This window comes from Roseivirga sp. (assembly GCF_049099775.1).
In the GTDB taxonomy this organism is placed as follows: Bacteria; Bacteroidota; Bacteroidia; order Cytophagales; family Cyclobacteriaceae; genus Roseivirga.
Map to the genome: position 1 here is coordinate 188,240 of NZ_JAGDZM010000007.1, position 20,089 is coordinate 208,328.

Sequence of the window (20,089 nt, forward strand, 5' to 3'; positions counted from 1 at the left end):
GAAATGTTGTTCCGATCTGAAACAGATTTGTGTTCCAAACGAGAACATTTTTTAAACTTATTTTATGAAACAGAAGGAAAACGCGCATATCCTTATAATTGACGATGATCCAGACATTCTTCTTACTGGAGAAATCGTCTTAAAACAACGGTTTAGTAAGGTGTCTTGCCTAAACCATCCGGAAAAGGCAAAAGAAGTTCTTGACTTAGGTGAAGTAGAGGTTTTGCTGCTTGATATGAACTATTCTCCCGGAGCTAATGATGGCAAGGAAGGTCTTGAATGGATTTCTAAACTACATACAGCTTACCCACAAGTCAAAATCATTATTATCACCGCATATGGAGAATTATCACTCGCTGTTGAAGCCATGAAACGTGGCGCCACTGATTTTGTGACAAAGCCATGGGAATATGAAAAGATTCAAGTTTCTGTGAGCAACGCACTCAAATTGGCCCGTTCTGAAAAGGAAATCATAAGATTAGAACATAAACAACAAGGGTTAAAGCAAAACTTAGTGATCAAGTCTGATCAAGTAATTGCGGAATCAAACGAAATGAAGTCGGTCTTAAAGATGGCTGAAAAAGTAAGCCGAACTGATGCTAACGTACTCTTATTGGGAGAAAATGGTACCGGGAAAGGGCTTATGGCTAAACTAATCCATGAAATGTCACCTAGATCGGGAGAAGTATTTATGTCGGTGGATTTAGGCTCTATAACTGAATCTTTGTTCGAATCAGAATTATTTGGTCATAAAAAGGGAGCGTTTACTGATGCCAAAGAAGATAGGATGGGACGTTTTGAGGCAGCCGATGGAGGAACGATTTTTCTCGATGAAATTGGTAACCTCACACCGGCTATGCAGTCAAAATTGTTGACGGTGATTCAGAATCGTGAACTAACCCGTGTAGGAGAGAATAGGTCAAGAGCATTCGATGTAAGAATTATTGCCGCAACCAATTCAGATCTGGAAACTATGATCGAAAACGGTGAGTTCAGAGAAGATCTTTTTTATCGATTGAATACTATCGAATTTGACCTCCCACCTTTGCGCGATCGGTTAGCTGATATTCCACCTATGGTAGATTTCTTTATCAAGAAATTTTGCAAAAAATACGGTCAGAATATCCCTAGCATTCATCCAGAAGCAATTGCCAAACTCAAGAAATATCGTTGGCCTGGAAATATTCGAGAACTAGAACACGCCGTAGAACGAGCGATCATTCTAAGTGATGGTATTCGGTTAATAGCAGAAGACTTTAACCTAAAGAAACATGTGAAATCGGAGGGAATGATCAGCACTACCAACTTAGAAGAGCTTGAAAGACTAACCATTGAAAGGGTTATTAAATCTAGTGAAGGAAATATGAGTAAGGTGGCAAAAGAGCTAGGAATAGGCAGAACTACACTGTATAGAAAATTAGAGAAGTATGGCTTTCAATAGATTCTCTATTCTAGTAGCGATTCGACTGGTTCTAATAGGCGCAACCATGTTTGCTGGCATATGGTCGTTTTTCGAAACCGATTCGTATATGTCGCCCATTGGTTTTAGTGTATTGACATTAGCACAGTTTGGTATGCTGTTCTATTTCATAAACCAAACGCGCAAAGACCTGCTCGTTTTCTTCAAGTCATTTGACAACCGAGATTTTAATAAAGCCTATACGGAGCATGTTTGGGGGCAAAGTAAAGATGAATTGAAAGTGGCTTTCAACAACGTTTTAAAAACCTTTAAAACGCTTTCTCTGGAAAGAGAAGAACAATACCAATATCTAAAGCTCATCAATGAACACGTTTCTGTTGGGTTAATTAGCTATAAGTCTGACGGACGGATTGACCTCATGAATAAATCAGCTTCGCAATTACTTGGTGTGCCGCCTCTAGGTAAAGTGAACCAATTGGAGAATCATGATCCAGTGCTTTGGGAACAAATTCAATCATTAGCGGTTGGTGAACAAACCGTAATTGTACCCACTACTAGTAAGCGAAAACTGGCAGTGGCTAACAAACGCTTTAAGCTGGCAGAAGAGGATTATACCTTAATCTCTTTTCAAGACATTTCAGCGGAACTGGAAGAGCGAGAAATGGATGCTTGGCAGAAGCTTATTCGCGTGCTGACTCATGAAATAATGAATTCAGTAACACCCGTTGTTTCCTTGACTACCGCAGTGAAAATGATCATGCAAGATGAAAAGGGCAAGCTTAAAGCTGAAGCCTTACCGAGAGAGGATTTAGAAGATGTTTTCAAGAGTATGGTAGCCATTGAAAAACGAGGGCAAGGACTTTTGGGCTTCGTTAAAGCCTATAGGGATTATACAAGGCCTCCAGTTCCAGAAATTGCCAGGGTTAACCTTTTTTCTTGGCTGAATGATACGCTTCAAATCTATAAGACGGAAATGGACGGTGTCACTGTCAATATAGATCGAAATATTGCTGAAGATCACTTTATTGAAGTTGATGAGAAGTTGATGAGTCAAGTCTTCATCAACCTCCTAAAAAATGCCGCTGAAGCGATGAAAGGAATGGAATCGCCACACATCGATATCAGCGCGAATTACATAGATGAAAAGATGCACTTATCCATTACCGATAATGGCCCTGGAATTCCTCTTAATATTTTAGATGAGGTTTTTGTACCATTCTTCACCACTAAAACTGAGGGCAATGGCATTGGTTTAAGCCTTTCCAAGCAAATTATGAAAGCCCATAGGGGAGATATCACTGTTGAAAGTGGTTCTTTGGGAACCAAGTTTACTTTGAAAGTTTAGTTCGTGTAAACGTTGTAAATCAACTCAACTACTTATTATAGTTAAAATGATTTTGGTTCAATAAATCTGACTGAGATAAAAGGTTATTACCTCTTTTCTTAATAAGGCCTTTTTCTACTAGCTTTTCAAAGGTTTTAATTGCCTGTTCAAGCTCCTTAAACTTATTGCTTTCAGAAAACACTTCATTCAATTCATGGATAGTTTCTGAAATAGATTTTTCTGTTTCTGACATCTTAAATGAACTTTCTGGTATGTACAAAATTACGATAATTTACTGACTTTACATAGTCTGACATGATCTCATAGTATTCTCTAATTAGACCTCTTCTCTCCTTATTATCACTATAATCATCTATTTCAAGTTTTAGTTCTTTCAGAGATTCAATATCTATTGGCCTACCATGTGATTTCCATTCGGTATTATTACTCAGGTGTCCAGCAATCTCTTTTGCCCTCTGAATTTTTTCACTCTTAGTTACTTTCGTTCCTTTTAATTGGCTATTGGTCCTGTGCGTATTCCAGTTTTTAAATTTATACTTGACAAGCCATTTCTCAAGAAGGTCGATAGTTAGATCTCGTGCTTGCTCATACTCTCTCAATTCTGCAAGATCAAAGTCTTTTAATATTATAAACTCAGCCTGACTTAAAGTATTGTTTTGTGCCTTTGTTAAAAGCTCATTAATCTTGTCCAAATAGCCTAAGGCTGCGACTAACTTACCTTCTTTGTTTTGTACCTGAGGGTCAATTGGTCCTAAGACAGAAAAATAATCCATATGTATACTATCTCCACTCATACAAAAGATTGTTCCCGCACTATATGAGTAATCTGGTATTATGAAATGTACTTCTTCATAATGCTTTCTCAGAATGTTAACAAATCTCTCAACAACATTTGCACTTCCTCCTCCAGTAGTGAGAATGATATAGATTTTATCCTTTTTATCACTGTCGTTAGATAAGTCTTCTACTATTCTCAGAAATGTATTTTCATTGCCGCCTTCAAAAGGCCCATAATAGCAAAGGACATCAGAATTGAAATGACTTTCTAATGCGAGAATTTTTTTATTCAAAAGCTCATGAATTTTATTATCTAAAGCTGGTTTCATAATTTGTGTGTGTTGTTTATTGTTTAAATATACTATAACATCTCGTTAGCCAAGTTCGCTAACTCAGAACGCTCACCTTTTTCCAAAGTAATATGGGCATAAAGTGGGTGGTCTTTTACACGATCGATCAAATAAGACAATCCGTTAGATTGAGAATCTAAGTAAGGCGTATCGATCTGATTAACATCACCCGTAAAAACAATTTTAGTATTCTCACCAGCTCGAGTGATTACCGTTTTTATTTCATGCGGTGTCAAGTTCTGTGCCTCATCCACAATAAAATAGATATTCGATAAACTACGGCCTCTGATATAAGCTAAAGGTGTAATCAAAAGCTTCTCTTTGTTGACCATTTCAGTAATGGCCTTAAACTCTTTATCCGTTTCCTTGTACTGGTTTTGGATGAATTTCAGGTTGTCCCATAAAGGTTCCATGTAAGGATTCAGTTTGGACTTAATATCTCCAGGTAAATAGCCGATGTCTTTATTGCTAAGTGGCACAATAGGTCTGGCTAAATAAATCTGTTTGTACTCTCTGCGTTGTTCTAAAGCTCCGGCAAGTGTTAAAAGTGTTTTGCCCGTTCCGGCTACACCTTGTATTGTGACAAGCTTAACATCGGGATTCATAATGGCATGAATAGCGAATGTTTGCTCAGCATTTCTAGGCTTAATTCCCGAGATAGGCCTTTTATCAATCCGTTGGATAGAACTATCTGCAACATTGTGATAAGCTAAAACCGAACTCCTATCACTCTTTAGGATAAAGTATTTGTTCGACTTAGATTTCTTCTTTAAAATTTCTTCAGGTGATAGTGTGCCATCTTCATATAGATGATTAATAACATCAGAAGTCACTTTCTCGGTCTCAATCTTTCCGTTTTTAATCGAATCAACGTTTTTGATTTTGCCTGTTTCATAATCTTCTGCACGCAGGCCCATGGACTTCCCTTTTAACCTAAGGTTAATGTCTTTAGAAACCAGAATAACGGGCCGACCCGGATTCTCATCTTGTAAGCGCAAGGCCGCATTTAGAATCCGATGATCGTTTTTCTTTTCACCAAATACTTGGTTGGCATCTAAACTATCCCCTGTGCCCGCTTCCATCACTACTTTAAAGCTTCCACGGGTTTTTCCGTTTAGTGGAATCCAATCTTGAAGCGATTTGTCTTTGGCCAGCTTATCTAGCAAGCGCGTAAACTCTCTTGCTTCAAAGTTTTTAGTGTCATTTCCCTTTTTAAACTGATCCAGTTCTTCAAGCACGGTAATAGGTAAACCTATATCGTGTTCTTCGAAATTCATGATGGCGTTGTGTTCAAAAAGGATTACGGAAGTGTCTAATACAAAAATCTTCCTTTCGGTCTTCTTAGCTCTCGGCATATAAGGAGAATGATCGTTAGTGGGTAGAACGTTGAATTAAGTTATGAAAAAATCGATTCAAACACGTGCCTCAAGTAGGCTTAATATTTATTTAATATTCACCTTTTTTTAAAGCATTGTGAATGAAGGATTTAGTCCAATTCAGACATCCTTGAGTAATAGATTAGTGGCTTTGATATCAGTTGTTCAAGAATTGGTATTCGTTAGAATTTGAGTTTCTTCCAAGTATTTTTCAGCAATAAGGCGCCTATAAGGGCAATTGCAAGAAGAATAACACCATTTGTTATATTTCCATAAATGAACATTCCGGTAGAAAACAAGGCGCTATAAACGATGATAATACCTAAGAACATTGCTAGAATGTCGATACTCAGGCGTCCAGTACCCTTTTCTAAATTGATGTTTTCAGTTTTCGCCAATACTTTAAAACCATTCCAGCCAGAACCATAAGGTTTCACTTTGTTATAGAACGAAGCTAATACGCTATAATCAGTAGGTTTAGTTACTAGCGTAACGCTTACCCAAGCAATTGTGGTTACACCCACGCTAATCAATAATTTATAGTCGGCTGATAACTCAAACAATGCAGCTGAACTGAAACCTTCTACATTTAGAAATAGAGCGAGCACAAAGGAGACAATCATGCCTGTAATTTCAGAATAGGCATTAATTCTCCACCAAAACCATCTTAGTATAAAAATAGACCCAGTTCCAGCACCTATTGAAAGTAAAATTTGGAATGCTTGGTAAGCGTTAGTCAAGACTAAAGCGAATAAACCCGCTAGAATCATCAGAATAACCGTAGAAAATCGGCCAACCCTTACAAGCTCTTTATCAGATGCCTTTGGTTTAACAAAACGCTGATAGAAATCAAAAACCACATAAGAAGACCCCCAGTTCAAATGAGTCGATATTGTCGACATAAATGCAGCAATTAATGAAGCTACTACAATGCCAAGTAATCCTTTCGGGAGCGTTAAGAGCATAGCTGAGTAACCCAAATCATTACCAAGTTTATCAGCAGAAACGTTTGGGAAAGCTGTTTGAATAGAGGTCAAATCTGGATAAACAACTAATGAAGCCAAAGCGATGATAATCCATGGCCAAGGCCTTAAGGCATAGTGCGTAATATTGAATAAAAGCGTTGCCGAAACAGCATTCTTTTCGTTCTTGGCCGATAGCATACGTTGGGCAATATAGCCACCACCACCAGGTTCAGAACCAGGGTACCAAACGCTCCACCATTGTACGGCAATTGGTATTACAAGAAGTGAGATAAATAATTCACGATTGTTGATATCAGGAATAATACTAAGTTTTGAAGCAATTTCAGGTCTTTCAACCAGCGCAGTTAAGCCACCAATTTCAGGAAGGTTTACGATGTAAACAGCAGCGGCAATTGACCCGACCATGGCCACAATAAACTGTAAGAAATCCGTGAGAATGACACCACGGAGCCCACCTAAAGAACTGTAAGCTACCGTAATTAAAGAAGCGTAAACTACAGTTTTCCATGGTTCTAGGTCAAACATAACCTCGCCAATCTTTATGGCTGCCAGACAAACTGAGGCCATGATCATTATGTTGAAGAAAACGCCTAAGTATATCGCTCTAAAGCCTCTAAGAAAAGCCGCCTCTTTGCCACTATATCGCTTTTCGTAAAATTCCAGATCTGTTAAAACTCCTGATTTTCTCCAAAGCTTAGCATAAACAAATACCGTGAGCATACCGGTAATCAGGAAAGCCCACCATACCCAGTTTCCTGCTACTCCATTTTGTCGAACAATGTCCGCTACTAGGTTTGGCGTGTCAGCAGAAAAGGTAGTTGCAACCATAGAAATACCTAAAAGCCACCATGGCATGTTTCTGCCTGAAAGAAAAAATTCCTTAGAACTAGAGCCTGCTTTTTTGGAAACGAATAGCCCGATGATCAGGAAGACCACAAAAAATATAACAATGATGGCCAGATCCAGCGAAGAGAGATTCATATTTAATCAAGAGTTAAATTGACTTGTGTGAAGTTTTTCGTCAACTTCGACCCACCAATATATAAAGAATTTTAGGAGGAAATTATGGATTTGACTTTAGTAGTGCTGGCCGCCGGAATGGGGAGTCGATATGGAGGAAACAAACAATTAGACGGTATTGGGCCGAATGGCGAAATCATTATGGATTATTCAATTCATGATGCCATCAATGCTGGATTTACCAAAGTAGTGTTCATTATTCGAACGGATTTAAAAGAGGCCTTCGAAACACACTACGCCAATAGGTTTCAAGGCAAAATTAAGATGGAATATGCATTCCAAAACGAGTATACTGAGCATACGGCCGCTTATGAAAGCATTAGAAAAAAGCCTTGGGGCACAACACATGCTATTTTAGCTGCAAAGCATCTTATTAATGAACCATTCTTAGTTATTAATGCTGATGATTACTATGGAACCGAATCTTTTGGAGAAGCTGTAGAAGCAATCAAAGGGTTGAAGGAGAACGAGCACTTAATAATGGGCTATGAACTAGTAAATACCCTTTCTGACCATGGCACAGTGAATAGAGGTGTTTGTCAGGTTGATGAAAACATGAACCTAACGGGCATTAAAGAAACTTTAGCGATTGGAAAAGACGGCAACGAAATTTCGTATGAAGAAGACGGACAACGCCACACCTTAAAGCCCGATACTTATGTATCGATGAATTTTTGGGGCTTTCCAGCATCAGTACTTCCTTTGTTCGAAGAGAAGTTCATTGATTTTGTTAAAGACAATAACGAGGACCCAAAAGCAGAGTGCTTCATTCCTGTTGAAGTTGATAACTTGATGAAAGAAGGAAAGGCTACTGTCAAAGTAGTACCAACCTCAGCATCATGGTTGGGCGTTACTTATCAAGAAGATAAGCCGCATGTGGTGAGTGGTATTAATAAAATGATTGCGGATGGTGTTTATCCGAAAGAAGTAAAATAATGGAAGCCGTTAAAAAGGCACTTCAAGCATTTAATATTAAAGGAGCAGTCGATCAGATTGCTCTTTTTGGTTCAGGCCATATCAACGATACCTATCGTGTATCAGTGGGCGAAGAAGAATATTTACTTCAACGATTGAACGAGAAAGTTTTCACCAATACAACGGGTATTGAAAATAACCTTGCCCTGCTACTTAAAGAAAACTCATCACTATTCGTTAAGCACTTTAAATCCAAGGAAGACACTTTTCATTACAAGAATGAAGACGGTGTTTGGCGATTGACTACTTTTCATGCCGATGACTATTCACCACAAACAGCAGGTAATTTAGTAGAAGTAGCCGAGTCTGCTAAAGGCTATGGCGCGTTCATTGCTTTTACAAATGACTTTGAATTGAATCTATTCCAAGAGATCATTCCAAGGTTTCATGAACTCGAATGGAGACTAAAACAATTTGATAATGCTTTAAGAAACGATTTGGCCAATCGCTCTTTAGAAGTCAAAGAATTCGTAAGCCAAGTCAATAATCACCGAGCTATTGGGGCTAAAATGAATTCACTTCTTGTCGATGGTTTGCCTACTAGGCTGTGCCACAATGACACAAAGCTCAACAACAGCCTTTTAGCCAAGTCAGATAGTACTTTTCAGAAAATAATAGATTTAGACACGCTAGGTCCGGGTACTGTACTCTACGACTTTGGCGATCTCATGCGTACAACGCTTTCCAATACCGATGAAAATGAACTTGAAGCATCAAAAATTAGAGTGAGGCCAGAATATTATGAGACTTTAAAAGAAAACTTCTTGAGCACCTCATCCGCTGTTTTAAGTCAACTAGAAATTGAAAATCTGTTTTTTGGAGGTCAGTATATGACCTATATGATGGCGGTTAGGTTTTTGACGGATTATATAAATGGAGATATTTATTATAAGACTTCATTCGAGAACGAAAATTTGGTGCGCTCTCAAAATCAATTGACCCTTTTAGAATTAATAAATGCTTATGAAAGAGAAATCGGCTAATTATTGGATAGAACAGCTTCAACTCCAAGCACATCCGGAAGGTGGATTTTTTAACGAGACGTATCGGTCAAAAGAGAAAGTCAATAAAAGTGATTTACCAGATCGCTATCAATCAGATCGTGTTTTTGGTACTTCTATTTATTTTCTGCTCACCACCGAAAGTGTTTCTAATTTTCATAGACTCAATTCAGATGAAATATGGCATTATCATCAAGGCGGTAGCGGGGTTATTCATATGATTTCTCCAGAGGGGAACTTGTCATCGAAAAGAATAGGTAGTGATATATCTGCTGGTGACTCTCTGCAAGTTACTATACCGCGAGATCACTGGTTTGCTGCCGAGGTAGTTGAAGAAGACTATATACTTGTTGGTTGTACGGTATCACCCGGTTTTGAATTTCAGGATTTTGAATTAGCCGATCGAGCACAGTTAGTGTCCAATTTTGCTGATTTTTCAGCCCTTATAGAAAGATTCACAAGGGGCTAGTCTCACGGCGCTGTCTCAGAAAATACAAACCAACGAGTGTTAGAATTATAATACTGGTCCATAGAGGCCATGATTGATTCGTCTTGAAATTAATTGGCGTCGTTTCTCCGAGAATGAAAAAACTCCCCCAATAATATGGGTTTGCAGAAACGTTGTTAGCATTGCTAAGGAAATCCAATTTAGCTAGTCTAAGTGCTTCATCTTTGTCTCGGCCATCTTTCAAATAGATATAAAAGCGGTCCATAATTTTTGGAGCAACAGCGTCTGAAACCTCCCACTGGCTCAACAAAAGGCTCCCTACTCCGGCTGCATGAAAACCTCTCCCTATGCTCATTATGCCTTCACCGCTCACAATTTTGCCAGCTCCGGTTGAGCAAGCGCTTAAAACAGCCATTTCTGCTTTTAAATCAAGATCGTACAACTCAAAAGGATAAAGTCGTCCGTCGTCCAAAGAATCACTAAGGCTTGGTTGATTAAAATATAGATAAGAATTGTTCAGTTCGGAATCATTAATAACACCATGCAAAGCAAGATGGAGTATGGAATAGTCTGGGGCCTTATTCTTAAAGGTAGCTTCAGTAGCTTGAGCGCCATAAAGAAAATCACCATTTAACAGCTTGCCTATTTCATCTATTTCTGACGCGGTTCCTTGAATTTCAGAAAGGTCAGCATTGCGAAATGTAAAAATGTTAGCCACACTTTTTTCATTCTCTCCAAAAGCTAAGGCCAAGACTTTACCATTTGAACCGTTGCTTTTGTTGGGCTTATCACGTAATAGGTTCAGAGAATAGGCATAACTAATTTGAAATTCCTTCATCAAATAAGGAAGCGATTTAAAATCCTTAGTTTCACTTTCACTGGAGAGTAAAAGGTCAAAATTGATATTCCACAAAGATTTTTCAGGGAGTATTACCAGCTTGTCCTTATCTTCAAGTTGTTCTGATAAAGGATCAATAAGTAACTTATATAAGGCTTCACTACCTGCTATATAAGACTCCAGATTGTCATTGTCTTTGGATAAGGTCAAATGATTGTTGATTTGTTCGTTTAGTTGACCATTAATTTTTTGTACTAGTATTTCAACTTGAGAAGTTGTAATAATTATTGTGTATAAACTGCTATCGTTTAGGAAGTATTCAATAGCTGCTTCATTAATACTTAGGTTTTGCTGATAGCTTTCGATTGCTCTAGGTGGATTGTCTGTTTTGAAGTCATTATAAGTTAAACCTTCGACATTTACTTGTCGTCCTAATTCATTCTGTTTTTCCGTTAAATCAAAAAGGCGTTGATTATAATATGAGAGTTTGACGGAGTCTAGTGTTTCATCCTCTTCTACTTGAATGATGCTTAGTATTTGACTTTTGGTAAATGAAACTTCTTTATTCACCATTCTAATTTCTCTAACCAATTCAGAGGTAGGGGAGAGTATACGTGTGTTTTCATTTTTGAAACGATTATAACTTGTTCCAATGGCACGTGAGCTTTCCGAGTATTGAACAAACAGTTCTTTAAACTCTATTTCCTCCAATAATTCCATTTTATGCATTCGTACCAGAATGTTTAAAATGTCAGAATAGGAATCATGAAAGAGTTCAACTATACGAGCAGCATCTTTTTCTGTGGTTGCCTCAAATAGTAGTTCGGCAAGCAGATCAATAGTAATTTCATATTGTTGATAACTTTTCGAAAGCCAGTCTACATTATCACTCTTTAGATATTGAGCATACATCGATTTAGCCGATTCTCTTAAATAACCAATAGTATTTTCTGCATTAATTAGGTCATGAGTGGGTATTGCAGATAGCTCATCAGATATGTTGGTAGAATAAGAATTGGATTCAATTGCCTTTAAGAAAATAGCGGTAGCCTCATCAAATTGTTGGTTGTCAAAATAAGATCTTGCCAGATTATTCAGTGTATAGGATACTTGCGGGTGTCTCTTTCCATAAATTTTGGTAAACCTATCGTAAGCATCTGAAAAATAGTCCTCTGCAGCGTCAAATTTCCCTTTCTTGGATTTTACTATACCTGACCGAACCATTATACTACCAAACACCTCATGGTTCTCATCTTTTATTTTTTTACTTAATTCTAATCCTTTATTGATAGCCTTTTGTGCGTTGTCTAAATCACCTTTTTCTATATAGTTGTCCGCTACATACAAATGATCCATAATCATTGAATGATCAAATTCAAATTCGCCTTTTTCTTGTGCTTCTATGGCTTGCTTATATATGCTTATTGACTTGTCGTACTCCCCTTTTTCCATGTGAATGAATCCAAGGCTTGAGATGACAGAGTATGTCCTTGAATTGTATCTGCCTAATTTATTCTCTAGAATCTCTAGTGCTTTTTCAGTATAAAGTTGAGCCTCTTCTAACCTGCCATCCTGAATAAAAATCATTGCCATTCTATAATATGAATCGGCTAAATCTGGATGATCGGCAGGCAACGATAATTGCCGTGTTTTTAGACTTTTTTGGGCATAGTATGTAGAAGAATCATATCGTCCTTTTTGGTTATGCGTTGCACTGAGGTTGCTGTAAACGAATGATCTATTTCTATGATTTTCTGGTAGCGCTCTTTCAACGATAGATTTCTTTCGGTAGTAATAGAATAGAGCGGAATCATAGTAGCCGTTTTCATGAAAATATCCTCCTAGATTTCCGAAAATATCCGATTTGTCAATATCGTTTGTCACATTTGATTCTGATTCATTCAAAAGCTCAATGGCCTTCTTGTAACCAATTAATGCCAAATTAGCTTTGCCGGTATAAGTGAGCCCTATGGCTTTTAATCTATAACTTTCGGCGAGTTCGGGCTTGGCGGAAGGAAAATTAGCTTCGTGATAGAATATTAAATCGTTTAGATATTCAATAGCAGAATCTAGGAGCCCAACGCTTAGCATAGTAATGGCTAAATCTTTTTTTAATTGAACAATTAAGAAATCAGGCTCATCCAACTCTTTTAGTACGTCCAAAGCTTTATTATACTGGTTTGAAGCTTTTATGAAGTCCCCATCACGAACTTCAAAAACGACCCCTATCCTACGATAAAACTCTGCAGTAAGTAGGGGGTTTTCGAACGAAAAAACTTTCATCTGATCTAAAGCATCCTGAGCAAAATATTCTGAACTATCGTATTGAACCTGATCAAAGACTACGACTGACTTTTTATTTAAACTATGAAAATAGCCCGCCGTATCTTGTTCTATTAATAAGGCCGTAGCAGCCAATTCTAAGTAGTGTTTTGCGCTGTCTAAAGACTTGGATTCCATTAGAGAATCAGCTTTTTCTTGATAAATGCGACCCAAAGAATTGGATTGCTGCCCTAAACAGGGCGATATGGAGCTGATTATTAAAATTAAGAGCCAGAAATTTTTCATAATCTATACTTTGGTTTGTTAAACCGGTGGGCTTTACACAAATGAGGTGACTAAAAAACCAACAATTGAAATACTAGCATACATATAATGTATGATTAGCAAGTTCTAATGTTTAACTCGAATCTAATATAAAAGAAACGTAAGCGTAGAATATAGAGGAGAATAACTAACAATATTTTGTTAAGAAATAAAGATTTAAAAGGGACTAGATCGTGGAAAGTTTATTTCTTAAATAAAAAGGCGCTCGTAAAAAGCGCCTTTTTAAAGATGTTAATTAAAACCAGAAGTGTGATTTGGTACAATCCGCACCATTTTCGCCAAAAGAAGTATCACAATAGTCTCCACCTGGAATAGACGGCGTCGCCAATAGTCTAATGCATCTACCATAAAGGACGGTCTCTAAACCTGGTTCCCATTCACAATTGTTTGATGAAGCTGACAGCGGATTGATCATCACAACCATCGCTGCAGCTACCATAAGTTTACTTACTAACTTTCTCATTTTTAAAATAATTTAGGTTAAACATTTATTTATTAATTGATACATAATCGTACAATTCGAATTTGAGCATGTCCTCATTGGCTGTAGGGACATGTTGATGTATGCCCTCTCTTCCAAAGAAGAGATTTAGGCGCATATCGGAGCTTGTTTTTACTTCGCCAGTTTTCTTCATGTCTTTGTCCAAGATCACGAGACGTCTATCTAGCTTTGTTACACCAGCTTTTTGTTTGTCAAGCGAAAGTCCGGGTATACAGTCTCTGAGATAAATTTTTCTAATAGGATCGTAGTGTATCTTTCCATATTTACCTTGAGAGAAATAATATTCAGAGGCACCGGTTTTCGATTTTAATTGACTCTTTGATATAGACTCTGCATCGATTATTACTTCGCTTCTTGCTGGGATACTTTCGATAAGATTTCCGTCAAAGTCGATTAGATAAATGTTATGATCTAAGGGATAACTTACAGCGATCCTTTCCGATTCCTTATCAAATGCCCATGAGATTCTGTGTAGGTCGAATCCCCACGTTCCTTTAGTGAATACGTCTGGGTAAGACAGGAAATAATTGTAATCTCTATTTTCTAAACCAACTTTCATTGCGTAGTCAGAGCGGTAACTTTTATTTCTTCCACCATACTTCATCCCGTTTTGTATGTTTAGTAAAATGGCTTCATTGTCATGCAGCAACATTGGTGCAAATGGAGCGATAACGGCTGATGGTAGGCTCGTATCTCGGAATGAATCGAAACTGTTGATTAGTTCAGATTCACCATTTACGAGAAATAATTGCCTCCGAGTTCTGTTGAGTATAAAGATTGAATCGAGGTTGTGGATGAAATAGCCAGAATTGAATCCTTCTAAGTTTCCTATACCATTGGGTCCTTCAAAACTTAATGGTATTGTAAATGCTAACTCTTTTCTATTGATATTATAGAGGTTGATCTCTTGTTTAATGCTATTTAGCATTGTAAAGTATTCGATCCCATCCTCTTCTAGGTATTGATAATGGAGGAAATTGGTAGCCGTCATGCTGTCAACGGGAATTTCGTATTCTCCAATTTTTTTTAAAGTATGGGTAAGCTCAGGTTCGATGTAATTGTCAATTGTGCTTCGTGATTGACATCCAGTAGATATGATAAGTATGAGTAATAAACTCGTTGAGCAGTTCAAGATCGATTTCATATTAATGCAGTTTTAAGAGTGATTAAGTTGAATTTTGAAAGGCATGCCTATATTTCACTTGGATACTCGTTAGTCTTACTAACTGAGAATCTGTCGCGTAGATCAATTATGACTTGCTTGTTGTCTGGTGATAGAAACTCTATATCCAATACTTCTCCATTACTAAGTTGAATAATCAATGGATAGATGGAATCGAGTTTGCCTTTTGAGAAGGTCCCCTCTTGATCGATATACACGTAATCCTTCTCAGAGATGTCTTTGCCAAGCCGAATCTTCAGTGTCTTAACAGAAGGAATTCTAGTAAATATGAACTGGACCTTCGTGGGGTCGTAGTTAGCTTCTTTGTAAAAGTGGTCCGCAGTGCCAATGCAACCAGAGCATCCGGTTCTGGGGATCACTACTAAAACTTCCTTTTCACTAAACTTCTGTCCTAGTGCCGATGACTTACTTTCAAGTGCTAGGCCTATTTCATTGGATAACTCTTGCTGAGGATTGCAAGCTGATATTAGAGTGAATATTATTATGGTAAATGAAAATTTGTGGTAATGACTAAATCTTTTCATAACGTTTGTTCCATTGGCTGCTTAAGACAGCCCTAAGGCTTTGCTTAGTTCATAGGTATATTCTCCTAATCATGAAAAGGTCATCACGGAGCGAAGTTTTTTTTGAAATTATTTTTGAAAATCTTTTTATACCAGCTAAATCGCGTTGTGAGATATTCTTATTAGAGTTACTAAATAATTAGGTTGAAGAAAGATTTATCGGATAAAGAGATAGTTGATTTAATCCATTCTGACGAGAAAAAGATGGTTGATAAAGCCTTTTATTATCTCTATAGTCGAGATTATCAATCTATTAGAAAGTTCATCAACTCGAATAGCGGTACCGATGACTGTTCACAGGAAGTATTTCAAGAGACTCTAATAATTTTCTTTGTTAAAGTTCAGAAGGGTTTATATAAGCTAGAAGGAAGTGTCGGAGGTTATCTTTTTTCGATTGCCAGAAACCTTTGGCTCAAAGAATTGCAAAAGAGACGATTGTCAATTTTCACAAGTATAGATGACGGTCAGGACTATTTTGAAGAAGAGAATATTTTAGTTTCACATAAGAAACTAAAAAAGGTACTTAAACTGTTAGGAGTTTCTTGTAAGCGTATACTTGAAGATTTTTATTTTTTAAAACAAACTATAGCCGAACTGACCGAAAAACATGGTTTAGGCAGTGAGGCGGCAATGAAGAATAAAAAATATAGATGCTTAAAGGGCTTAATTGAATTAGTAAATAAGAATAAACTGGAAAGGTCAGATTTTTCCGAAAATGATTGAAAGAATTGACATAGCACTGCTTGAGCAATACAAAAACGGAGAGATACCTGCCGATAAGGTACTCCGTTATGATGGCACTCAGGTATCTGATAAGGAGCTTAGAATCGCCTTGGAGGATTTTGAGAATCTCACTATTCAGTTGAAGGCGGTAGATCTAGGGAAGAGTCTAAAGCATATCCATGAGCAGGTAATAACCAACGAACGCAAAGCTTCTAAATTTAGAATATGGTCAGTAGCTGCGGTCTTTGTTCTGATTGCTTCTTTTTCTTATTTGTTGCTGAAGCCTTCACAACCTGAGTTTTCTGATTACTTCAACCACTTTGATCAGTTGATGATTTTTAGAGGTATCGATTCGTTAGGTGTTTCGGATGGAATTGAGGCTTACGACCGTAAAGAATATGATATTGCTTACTCTAAACTAGAAGGTATCACAGGGCTTTCATATGAAGGCAGGTACTATTTGGCTATTAGTGCACTTGGTAGCAATCGGTCAGCTGAAGCGATTACCATATTTGAGGAACTGAGTGAAGATGATTCGAATAAGTATTACCAGCAGATAAGGTGGTATTTAGGCTTGTCCTTTTGGCAGTTTAAAGATGAAGATGCTGCGATTAATATATTGAATCAAATTTCAAAAGGAGAATATAAATACGAAGAGTCAATTAAGCTGATCAAGGCATTAAGTGATTATTGAGACTGTATGATACACTTTTGAATTTCAGGATTTTGAATTAGCCGATCGGGATACCTTGTCATCCGCTTATCCTGAGTACCAAACTTTGATTCATCGATTTACGAATAACTCAAGGTGACTTGGAAACAAGCACGAAAAACAAACTCAAACATTAATGATATTAACGACAACTAATACAATTGAAGGCCATGTGGTGACAGACTATCGTGGTGTAATTACAGGCGAAGCCATTATTGGTGCCAACCTATTTAAAGATATTTTCGCAAGTATTACCGACCTCGTCGGTGGCCGCTCGGGGTCATACGAGCGCGTACTTCGCGAAGCAAAAGAAAATGCAATGATGGAACTTGAACATCATGCAAAAGCACTTGGGGCAAATGCTGTAATAGGCATCGATTTGGATTATGAAACCATCGGACAAAGCGGCAGTATGCTGATGGTGACTGCAAGTGGTACTGCTGTTTCGTACCAGTAATTAGGTATAAATATTTTCTATCCAAAGCCTTTCTCTAGCGAGAAGGGCTTTTTTTATTTCATCTTATTCGGAGGTACAAATTTAAATCTTTGCCCTCCAACGGCTGCTTCATACATTAAACCTCCTTTGGCCATCGTAAATACAGCAACACCATCTGTGTATTTAGCGTCTGCGGAAATTCCAGATTTTAATGCAACCGCTGAAACTTGGGCAGCAAATTGAAGTTCGTTTTCTCTAAAGCGTTCGAAAGCATCTGAATCTTCAAAGAAAATTATCTCGCTATAGGCTTGACCTCCGAATTGAAAACCAAAAGAGATTTGCGTCATATTTACGCCCCCTACAACTTCTCCCTTTTTATAGACAACACCCTTTCCTGCAGCACCACCTATTCCTATAGCGCCTTTGCCAATAGAAGGGAAAATGGCATATCCATAGGCGTTTGAGGATAATTTTTTGAACCCAGCGTCTACTTTTTCAAATTCTGCTAGTGTTTGTTGGGCCTTTTTCGGATCGTGCTTCTTTCTTCTTTGCGCTGTTGCATCAAGGTTACTGAGGATAAGACTTACAAAAACTAGCGTAATTATTCTTAAGTGTTTCATGTTGTTTCTTTAACGAAATATTTATCGCCTTGGGCGGAAGGTTCAATGGTCAGTAAATTGGCCAATACTAATTTCACCAAGGTCTTAGAAGCCACAAATTTTGGAATGTTAGCTTTCTCAGCAAACGTAGAGACATTGGTAAACTTGTCTTCTTCCAGAATTTGCATCAGTTTTTTTTCCTTTTCACCGTAGTTAAAGCGTTCATCTCGTGTGTCATTCCTTCTTTTAAGGATTTGGCGCATTTCCTTGGATGTCTTTACACTTTCATCACCACAACGGATGTAGGCGGTGCCAATTTCTTGGTCAATATTTTCTGAAGCCCGATATGGTTTTTCATTCCCTTCAGGAATGTTAAAAACGGCAACCCCTCGTTTATCATTGATTTTCAGCAATTCGATTTGAAAGTCTATTCGAGGTTTAATTAGCTCTTTAATGGCTTTTTCTACCACAAAAGCTTCTCCTTCTATATTTCGGGTACCAGAAACAGTACCGTCATCATCAACACCCAATAGTAAACGCCCGCCTTTACTATTGGCAAAGGCAACTACTTCTTTTACAATTTTTTCGGGGTAGTTCGCTTTCTTTTTAAACTCAAGAATTTGTCCTTCTCCTTTAATTGCAATTCTCTTTAATTGAGCTAAATCCATTTAACTTCACCTAATTGAGTATTGAAAGTGGGGTGGCTTTATTCTAGATCTTCTTCTGTAAGGTCGTCTAAATCGGGCATTGAAAACATGCTGCTGAGTAAATCTTTAAACCTTGTTCCTGTATCTAGCGCTGATTTACTTAGCTTGCTGTATTCAGCTAAGCCATGAAGTACAAATTCCATTAGGAAGAGCGTTTCAGCTTTGCCAACCTTAGGATGTTTTGATTTTACGAGTGCTTCAAGACCAGGTACCGCCTTTAGGCCATCCTCATATATTGAGCCTTTAAGATCATTTAGTAAGTCAAGCGTGTAACCTTCACCAAACCACTCAATAATAGTTTTATAAGGGTTTTCCGACTTCTCTTTGGACTTGTCGTCTGGTTTTGGAAAATACTCCGTGAACATTGTTCTAACGGCTTTCCCTACCAGATTGTGAGCCACTATTCCAGGTCCTTCTTGTTCGCCTTCATATACCAGTTCTACTTTTCCTGTAATGGCTGGAACAACGCCTACAAAGTCAGATACTCTTATATAGGTCTGGGCTTCACCATTCATCAGAGCCCTTCTTTCGGCGGCACTGGCTAGGTTTTCATATGCAGAAATGGTCAGCCTTGCGGATACACCACTCTTTTCATCTACATATTCACTATCTCTTGCTTCAATAGCTATTTGTTCGATTAAGTTTTGAGCAATTTCATTGATCACCACTTTTTCTTTTTGAGCATCTTTGATATCGGCCTCTTGCGTAGTGATTTGTTTACTTATTTCTAATGTCTTAGGGTAGTGCGTGATGATCTGGCTATCGATTCTGTCTTTTAACGGCGTTACAATACTTCCTCTGTTAGTGTAATCCTCTGGGTTGGCTGTAAATACAAATTGAATATCTAAAGGCATTCTCAGCTTGAAACCTCTGATTTGAATGTCGCCCTCTTGAAGTATATTGAATAAGGCTACTTGGATTCTAGCTTGAAGATCGGGTAGTTCGTTAATAACAAATATGGACCGGTGCGATCGTGGCACTAAACCGTAATGAATAACTCTTTCATCTGAATAGGGCAGCTTTAGTGTTGCGGCTTTTATAGGATCTACATCACCAATAAGATCTGCAATTGATACATCAGGTGTTGCTAGTTTTTCAGCATAACGATCCGATCTATGTAGCCAAGCGATTGGTGTATCATCACCTTTTTCAGCGATAAGGTCAGCACCATACCTTCCCAAAGGGTTCAATGGGTCGTCATTGAGCTCTGAGCCTTCAATTATCGGCACATATTCATCTAAAAGTTCGGTCATCTGTCTGGCAATACGCGTTTTGGCCTGCCCTCTTAATCCTAGAAGGTTCATATTGTGCTTAGAAAGAATGGCTCTTTCAATATCTGGGATTACGGTATCTTCATACCCCCAAATTCCTTCAAAAGTTGGTTCTCTTTTTTGTAGTTTTTCAACTAGGTTTTCTCTCAACTCATCTTTGACCGATTTACTTTCGTATCCAGCTGCTTTGAGTTCTTTGAGTGTTTTTATAGACAATAATTGATCTGATGTCAATGCTTTATAGCTCATC

At 37.8% G+C, this 20,089-nt stretch carries 19 protein-coding genes; 8 read left to right on the plus strand and 11 right to left on the minus strand.

Translation table 11 applies throughout. From position 1 onward, the window contains the following. Nucleotides 1-64: 64 nt before the first annotated feature. A complete protein-coding gene (locus JXQ92_RS11845) occupies nucleotides 65-1,441 on the plus strand; it encodes a sigma-54-dependent transcriptional regulator (RefSeq protein WP_421986829.1) in 1,377 nt (458 codons plus the stop codon). Continuing rightward, on the plus strand, nucleotides 1,428-2,765 hold the full coding sequence (locus tag JXQ92_RS11850; RefSeq protein ID WP_421986830.1) for a sensor histidine kinase: 1,338 nt from the start codon (nucleotides 1,428-1,430) through the stop codon (nucleotides 2,763-2,765). The genes JXQ92_RS11845 and JXQ92_RS11850 overlap by 14 nt, the downstream gene beginning before the upstream one ends. Before the next feature lie 28 nt (nucleotides 2,766-2,793). Here the strand turns inward: JXQ92_RS11850 and JXQ92_RS11855 are convergent, their stop codons facing one another. The 4 genes from JXQ92_RS11855 to JXQ92_RS11870 form a co-directional block, all read right to left on the minus strand. Beyond that, nucleotides 2,794-2,997 (minus strand): hypothetical protein, encoded by a 204-nt coding sequence (locus JXQ92_RS11855; protein WP_421986831.1) that lies wholly within the window; start codon nucleotides 2,995-2,997, stop codon nucleotides 2,794-2,796. A 1-nt stretch (nucleotide 2,998) separates the two neighbouring features. Continuing rightward, a complete protein-coding gene (locus JXQ92_RS11860; RefSeq protein ID WP_421986832.1) occupies nucleotides 2,999-3,871 on the minus strand; it encodes an SDH family Clp fold serine proteinase in 873 nt (290 codons plus the stop codon). 32 nt (nucleotides 3,872-3,903) lie between these two features. Further along, nucleotides 3,904-5,247, minus strand: a complete 1,344-nt coding sequence (locus JXQ92_RS11865) for a PhoH family protein (protein WP_421986833.1) — start codon at nucleotides 5,245-5,247, stop codon at nucleotides 3,904-3,906. 203 nt (nucleotides 5,248-5,450) lie between these two features. Continuing rightward, the gene (locus JXQ92_RS11870) at nucleotides 5,451-7,235 is read right to left on the minus strand and encodes a sodium:solute symporter family protein (RefSeq protein WP_421986834.1); all 1,785 of its coding nucleotides are present in this window, start codon (nucleotides 7,233-7,235) and stop codon (nucleotides 5,451-5,453) included. An 84-nt stretch (nucleotides 7,236-7,319) separates the two neighbouring features. Here JXQ92_RS11870 and JXQ92_RS11875 point away from each other — a divergent pair, with 84 nt between their 5' ends. Genes JXQ92_RS11875 through JXQ92_RS11885 form a run of 3 tightly spaced genes read left to right on the plus strand, consistent with a single transcriptional unit; the run spans nucleotide 7,320 to nucleotide 9,719 of the window. Further along, nucleotides 7,320-8,210: a nucleotidyltransferase family protein gene (locus tag JXQ92_RS11875; RefSeq protein WP_421986835.1), complete on the plus strand. Its 891-nt coding sequence runs from the start codon at nucleotides 7,320-7,322 to the stop codon at nucleotides 8,208-8,210. Then, complete coding sequence (locus tag JXQ92_RS11880) at nucleotides 8,210-9,232, plus strand: phosphotransferase enzyme family protein (RefSeq protein ID WP_421986836.1); 1,023 nt, start codon at nucleotides 8,210-8,212, stop codon at nucleotides 9,230-9,232. The genes JXQ92_RS11875 and JXQ92_RS11880 overlap by 1 nt, the downstream gene beginning before the upstream one ends. Continuing rightward, nucleotides 9,213-9,719, plus strand: a complete 507-nt coding sequence (locus JXQ92_RS11885) for a cupin domain-containing protein (RefSeq protein ID WP_421986837.1) — start codon at nucleotides 9,213-9,215, stop codon at nucleotides 9,717-9,719. The genes JXQ92_RS11880 and JXQ92_RS11885 overlap by 20 nt, the downstream gene beginning before the upstream one ends. Here the strand turns inward: JXQ92_RS11885 and JXQ92_RS11890 are convergent. The 4 genes from JXQ92_RS11890 to JXQ92_RS11905 all read right to left on the minus strand — a co-directional run bounded on the left by JXQ92_RS11890 (nucleotide 9,706) and on the right by JXQ92_RS11905 (nucleotide 15,352). After that, entirely contained in the window at nucleotides 9,706-13,104 is a 3,399-nt protein-coding gene (locus JXQ92_RS11890) for a CHAT domain-containing protein (RefSeq protein WP_421986838.1), read from the minus strand. The two genes, JXQ92_RS11885 and JXQ92_RS11890, sit on opposite strands and share 14 nt — an antisense overlap. Nucleotides 13,105-13,378: 274 nt before the next feature. Beyond that, the gene (locus tag JXQ92_RS11895; RefSeq protein WP_421986839.1) at nucleotides 13,379-13,606 is read right to left on the minus strand and encodes a hypothetical protein; all 228 of its coding nucleotides are present in this window, start codon (nucleotides 13,604-13,606) and stop codon (nucleotides 13,379-13,381) included. Nucleotides 13,607-13,631: 25 nt separating this feature from the next. Further along, complete coding sequence (locus tag JXQ92_RS11900) at nucleotides 13,632-14,789, minus strand: DUF4221 family protein (protein ID WP_421986840.1); 1,158 nt, start codon at nucleotides 14,787-14,789, stop codon at nucleotides 13,632-13,634. A 47-nt stretch (nucleotides 14,790-14,836) separates the two neighbouring features. Next, a complete protein-coding gene (locus tag JXQ92_RS11905) occupies nucleotides 14,837-15,352 on the minus strand; it encodes a hypothetical protein (protein WP_421986841.1) in 516 nt (171 codons plus the stop codon). 183 nt (nucleotides 15,353-15,535) lie between these two features. Between JXQ92_RS11905 and JXQ92_RS11910 the strand changes: the two genes are divergently transcribed. From JXQ92_RS11910 to JXQ92_RS11920, 3 genes are all read left to right on the plus strand, one after another. Beyond that, on the plus strand, nucleotides 15,536-16,114 hold the full coding sequence (locus JXQ92_RS11910; protein ID WP_421986842.1) for an RNA polymerase sigma factor: 579 nt from the start codon (nucleotides 15,536-15,538) through the stop codon (nucleotides 16,112-16,114). Then, on the plus strand, nucleotides 16,107-16,808 hold the full coding sequence (locus tag JXQ92_RS11915; protein WP_421986843.1) for a tetratricopeptide repeat protein: 702 nt from the start codon (nucleotides 16,107-16,109) through the stop codon (nucleotides 16,806-16,808). The genes JXQ92_RS11910 and JXQ92_RS11915 overlap by 8 nt, the downstream gene beginning before the upstream one ends. 154 nt (nucleotides 16,809-16,962) lie before the next feature. After that, entirely contained in the window at nucleotides 16,963-17,283 is a 321-nt protein-coding gene (locus JXQ92_RS11920) for a heavy metal-binding domain-containing protein (RefSeq protein WP_421986844.1), read from the plus strand. A 53-nt stretch (nucleotides 17,284-17,336) separates the two neighbouring features. On the opposite strand, the gene JXQ92_RS11925 is transcribed toward JXQ92_RS11920, so the two are convergent. From JXQ92_RS11925 to JXQ92_RS11935, 3 genes are read right to left on the minus strand one after another with little or no spacing between them, the layout of a single operon-like run. Further along, nucleotides 17,337-17,882 (minus strand): YSC84-related protein, encoded by a 546-nt coding sequence (locus tag JXQ92_RS11925; RefSeq protein ID WP_421986845.1) that lies wholly within the window; start codon nucleotides 17,880-17,882, stop codon nucleotides 17,337-17,339. Beyond that, nucleotides 17,879-18,529, minus strand: a complete 651-nt coding sequence (locus JXQ92_RS11930) for a helix-turn-helix domain-containing protein (protein ID WP_421986846.1) — start codon at nucleotides 18,527-18,529, stop codon at nucleotides 17,879-17,881. The genes JXQ92_RS11925 and JXQ92_RS11930 overlap by 4 nt, the downstream gene beginning before the upstream one ends. Nucleotides 18,530-18,567: 38 nt before the next feature. Beyond that, nucleotides 18,568-20,088, minus strand: a complete 1,521-nt coding sequence (locus JXQ92_RS11935) for a magnesium chelatase (RefSeq protein WP_421986847.1) — start codon at nucleotides 20,086-20,088, stop codon at nucleotides 18,568-18,570. Between the last annotated feature and the right edge of the window lies 1 nt (nucleotide 20,089).